Raw genomic sequence first — 4,413 nt, forward strand, 5'->3', positions numbered from 1 at the left:
TACTAAAGCTTTACCGTGTTTCGCAGTTTTTTGCGGCTCGTCGAATTTCGGCATGCAAAAATGGTCCGATAAATATCAATATGATTGCATCGGACTTTCAACCTTTTCCGGTCGATCAGTGTGTCATATAGGCAAACGGCGCCGATGAAATTAGGATGGTGCAGGGGATATATGAGTATGGTTCGAGGATTAATTTCGGCTGTCGGTCTTGGTCTAGCCAGCCTCGGTGCTGGTAATTTCTTCAACAACCTCCCAGGCGTTATACAAATCTCAGCGGTGGTAATTGGCATTCTATTGGCGGTGATCCCGATTTGGCCGTCCATAAAAGCGTTGCGCGTAGCGCCTTCTGGTCTCGAAACGGTTCCGGAAGCTAAGGCGACTTCCACCCCGCTTCCACAACCCTCCATTCGAATTGGCAATTTTTCAGGGGGAAGTCTCGATGATGTCAGCTCTACGTCTAACGCTCCGGTACTCAACATCGATGACGCCCCCGGTGCAACGATTACAAGAATTGACCATTTACCGCGCACAACGGAATTATGAGGGGAGCCTCGATCGATCGATTTCTCAGGATGCAGTTGGAATTCTTATCGAGCACCCAGACGCGGTCGTGACCCTAAAAGACGTTGAAGTCCGCAATGCGCCCACTGGGCTGGGAGGTTTTCTTAACAATGCGCAGTTAAATGATCTGCATTTCAACAATGTTGATTGTGCGATTGATGCGCCAACCGCGATCAACGCCAATATCCAAGGTATCCGAATTAACGGTAAGGCACCTAAACCGTAACCATGAAGGGCATGGATTCGCCTGATTTTGCCTCCGCTTTCCCCGCCGCTCCCTTCGACCGGCGCGCCTGGCCGATGGGCGGGCGGCTGGATTACTGGCACGCGCCCGACGGCTGGGCGATCCGACGCTACCGGCTGGGGGACGGGACGCGCGGCCGGATGCTGCTGTTGAACGGCCGCGGCGACATGATCGAAAAATATCTTGAAGTGATCGATCATTGGGCGCGGCGTGGCTGGGAAGTCACCAGCTTCGACTGGCGCGGGCAGGGCGGGTCGGGCCGGCTGACCGACGATCCGTTGTGCGGCCATATTCGCGACTTCGCCGATTATATCGCGGACCTGAAGGCGCTCGCCGCCGACTGGCGTGCGGATCGCCACGGTCCGACTGTCATGCTCGGCCATTCGATGGGCGGGCATATGCTGCTGCGTGCGCTGGCTGAAGGCATGGAGCAGCCCGATGCTGCCATATTGGTCGCGCCGATGCTGGGCGTGCATAGCGCGCCGCTGCCGCGCTGGCTGGCGGTCGCGGTGGCGCACATGATGCTGGCACGCGGCGCGGGCGAACGGCGTGCCTGGACCCAGAAGGAGGATAGTACGCGGCAGCGGATCATCCGGCAGAAGCGGCTGACCCATGATCCCGATCGTTATGCCGACGAACTCTGGTGGCGCGACCATAGCCGCGAGATCGCGCTGGGGCCGCCCAGCTGGAGCTGGGTATCGCAGGCGCTCGCCTCGACTCGATCGCTGGCAAAGGCGCCGGGGCTGGCGCACGTCACCTGTCCGCTGCTGATCCTGGCGGCAGAGACGGACAAGCTGGTTTCGACCGCTGCGATCCGGCAGGTCGCGGCACGGCTTCCTAATGCGCGCCTGCATGTCTATGGGCGGGAGGCCGCGCATGAGATATTGCGCGAACTCGATCCGGTCCGGCTCGATGCGCTCGACCGGATCGACGCCTTTCTGGACGAGACTGCTGGACAAGAGACTGGGAATTGACGGCTTTCGACATCGTGATTGCTGGCGGCGGCATGGCCGGCGCGAGCCTTGGCGCGCATCTGGCCGCCGACGCAGGCGTGCTGATTCTGGAGATGGAGGAAAGGGCCGGTTATCACGCTACCGGCCGCTCGGTCGCCTTCTGGGAAGAAACCTATGGTGGCCCGATGGTCCAGCCGCTGACGACGGCATCAGGACCGCTGCTTGCGGCGCCGGATCGGGATTTCCATGCGGGCAGCTTCCTGTCGTTGCGCCGGACGGTGCATATCGGGCGTGCGGGCGACGAGCCTTTCCGTGATGCGCTGCTGGCGCAATTTGCCGGAAGGGTCGATCTCCGGTCCGTCGATCCGGCTGCACTTGTGCCGGGGCTGCGGCCGGATTGGACGTTGGGGGTGATGGAGGCGAGTTGCCGGGATATCGACGTCGCGGCGCTGCACCAGGCCTATTTGCGACGCTTCCGCGCCTTGGGCGGCGAGATCAGGCTATCTTCCCCCTTGTTGGCCGCGCAGCCTGTCGCGGGCGGTTGGCGGATCGAGACGCGTGAGGGGACGATCGAATGCGGCTTGCTGGTCAATGCGGCAGGGGCCTGGGCCGATGATGTCGCGCGGCGCAGCGGCATCGCGCCGATCGGGATCACGCCGCTGCGCCGCACCGTGGTGCAATTGCGCGTGTCCGACATGCCGTCCGTCGGCTTGCCGCGCATCATGGACCTGCGCTCGCGCTTCTATTTCAAGCCGGAAGGGCCGGGGCGCATCTGGCTGACCCCGCATGACGAGGAGCCGTCGCCGCCGTGCGACGCCGCGCCGGAGGAACTGGCGGTGGCGCAGGCGATTGCGCGCTTTGAGGAGGCGGTCGACTGGCGAGTCGACGCCATCGAGCATAAATGGGCGGGGTTGCGCAGCTTTGCGCCTGATCGCGCACCGGTCTATGGTTTCGATCCGGCCGTGCCGGGCTTTTTCTGGTTCGCCGGGCAGGGCGGTTTCGGCATTCAGACCGCGCCCGCCGCGGCCCTGCTGGGGGCAGCCCTGCTGACCGGATCGGTGCCGCCGGAAGCGGTTGCCAGCATCGATTCCGCCGCTTATTGTCCGGACCGGTTTCGGTAGCGCAACAAGCCAGGAGAATAATCATGGCCCATAAGTTCGTGATCGAGAAGAACAAGGCCGGCGAGTTCGTCGCCAAGTTCAAATATAATGCCGAGGTCATTTTCTGGACCGAAGGCTACACCTCCAAAGCGAGCGCGAAGAACGCGATCGACTCGATCCTCAAAAACGGCCCCGGTGCTCCGGTCGAGGAAGCCGAATAGGCTGGACTTCCGACCGGCGACTGATGTTCCGCCTTTTCGGCGGATCAGCGACGTTGGTGTGGATTTGGATGGTGGGCGTACTGCTCGCCATTGATGCCATTTGGAGCGTCCGGGGTTTTTAGGCCACTATGGATGTTTCAAACCCGACCATTTGCGGCCCCTGCATCTGATCATCACTCAACTCGAAAGCAGACAATCAATTCAGGATACGCTTGATCGGGGGGCTGCTAACCAGTCTCGGGCCATTTCCGCAAAAGTGCCATCTGGTGCCAGAAACCCGCCAACCTCATTTTTGGCAATGGCCTCAATACAGTAGTTCAGCGCTTCGGCATGCCGCGCTGAAACAACAAGTGCAGCAACAATCGATGGAAGATAACTAGTCTGGCTTCTCCCTCGTTCCTTGCAGTGCTGAACGAAGTCATCAAGTGACCAAGAGGTTAGGATTGCATGTAATTGGGAGTTTGCGACAGCCAGTATGTCTTTTGCAACGGCGTCCGTATCTGGGTGTTCTGAAATTTCGATTTCATTGAAGGCTGGCGGACGGCAAACCCAAGCACCGTTCAAGCGAAAAGACAGGGGAGCATATTGATTTTCCGGTAGGCCTGACATGTCCCAAAAAATGGGATCAATTTCCATCGGCTTGGCGGAAATGGAAACCGTGGTGATCTTATCAAAAATGTGGACAGAAGGGGTTGCGCTCACGAACCACCCAGAATGTTGCTTGAAGAGACATCCTTCAATTGTCCGCCAGTCCGTCCCCTTCGCTATGGACCGAACGGCTTTTGCTAGTCCTTTCCTGTATGCGATGCGGGCGCTTTCTTCAGCCCGCGTGATTTTCTTACCCATGAATTCTGGCACAGTGTCTCAGCCCGGAATGTCAGCTGTCCGCCAGAATGGCATGAACAGTGGCCTGTCCGCAATCCACCCATCGCTGCCATATCTGCCCCCATTATACGTCTCCGCCGGGGAAAATCTGGATCATGTAAGGCGGTGAAGGATAGCCCTGCGACCGCTCGATCACGGTTGACGATCCATTGATGCCAACACGCGGCGATCGGCGCAGTAGCCAGCGATACCGGCCAACCCCTCCGCGACCCAACAAAAAAGCCGCCCGTTTCGGGGCGGCTTTCTCGTTTGATCCTGTCAGAAGGCTCAGGCTTCTTCAGCCGGGGCTTCTTCTTCGGCTTCCACGGCGATTTCGCCGGGTTCCGCGTTGGGGTCATAATCTTCGGTGAAGCCGGCTTCGTCCTTTTCGAACAGGTCGGCCATCACGTCGACGCCCTGTGCCTGAAGCTCAGCTTCTTCCGGCGAGCGGGCGACGTTCACCGTGATGG

Annotated in this window: 5 protein-coding genes and 1 pseudogene; 4 read left to right on the forward strand and 2 right to left on the reverse strand. The window is 59.7% G+C overall.

What is annotated here, in order from left to right:
* Window positions 1–511 precede the first annotated feature (511 nt).
* Genes VMR39_RS19155 through VMR39_RS19170 form a run of 4 tightly spaced genes read left to right on the forward strand, consistent with a single transcriptional unit; the run spans window position 512 to window position 3,079 of the window.
* Window positions 512–787, forward strand: a complete 276-nt coding sequence (locus VMR39_RS19155; protein WP_325418034.1) for a hypothetical protein — start codon at window positions 512–514, stop codon at window positions 785–787.
* Window positions 788–798: 11 nt separating this feature from the next.
* A complete protein-coding gene (locus VMR39_RS19160) occupies window positions 799–1,779 on the forward strand; it encodes an alpha/beta hydrolase (protein ID WP_325418036.1) in 981 nt (326 codons plus the stop codon).
* Complete coding sequence (locus VMR39_RS19165) at window positions 1,776–2,879, forward strand: FAD-dependent oxidoreductase (RefSeq protein ID WP_325418038.1); 1,104 nt, start codon at window positions 1,776–1,778, stop codon at window positions 2,877–2,879. Before VMR39_RS19160 ends, VMR39_RS19165 begins: the two co-directional genes overlap by 4 nt.
* Before the next feature lie 23 nt (window positions 2,880–2,902).
* The gene (locus VMR39_RS19170; RefSeq protein ID WP_179044221.1) at window positions 2,903–3,079 is read left to right on the forward strand and encodes a YegP family protein; all 177 of its coding nucleotides are present in this window, start codon (window positions 2,903–2,905) and stop codon (window positions 3,077–3,079) included.
* A gap of 201 nt (window positions 3,080–3,280) precedes the next feature.
* On the opposite strand, the gene VMR39_RS19175 is transcribed toward VMR39_RS19170, so the two are convergent.
* Together VMR39_RS19175 and VMR39_RS19180 are read right to left on the reverse strand one after the other, a co-directional pair.
* Window positions 3,281–3,925 carry a hypothetical protein gene (locus VMR39_RS19175; RefSeq protein ID WP_325418041.1) on the reverse strand — a complete coding sequence of 215 codons (645 nt, stop codon included), beginning with the start codon at window positions 3,923–3,925 and terminating at the stop codon, window positions 3,281–3,283.
* Between the two features lie 306 nt (window positions 3,926–4,231).
* Window positions 4,232–4,413, reverse strand: a pseudogene (locus VMR39_RS19180) (50S ribosomal protein L9); the annotation flags it as partial.

It is taken from the genome of Sphingobium sp., from assembly GCF_035511395.1.
Lineage (GTDB): Bacteria > Pseudomonadota > Alphaproteobacteria > Sphingomonadales > Sphingomonadaceae > Sphingobium.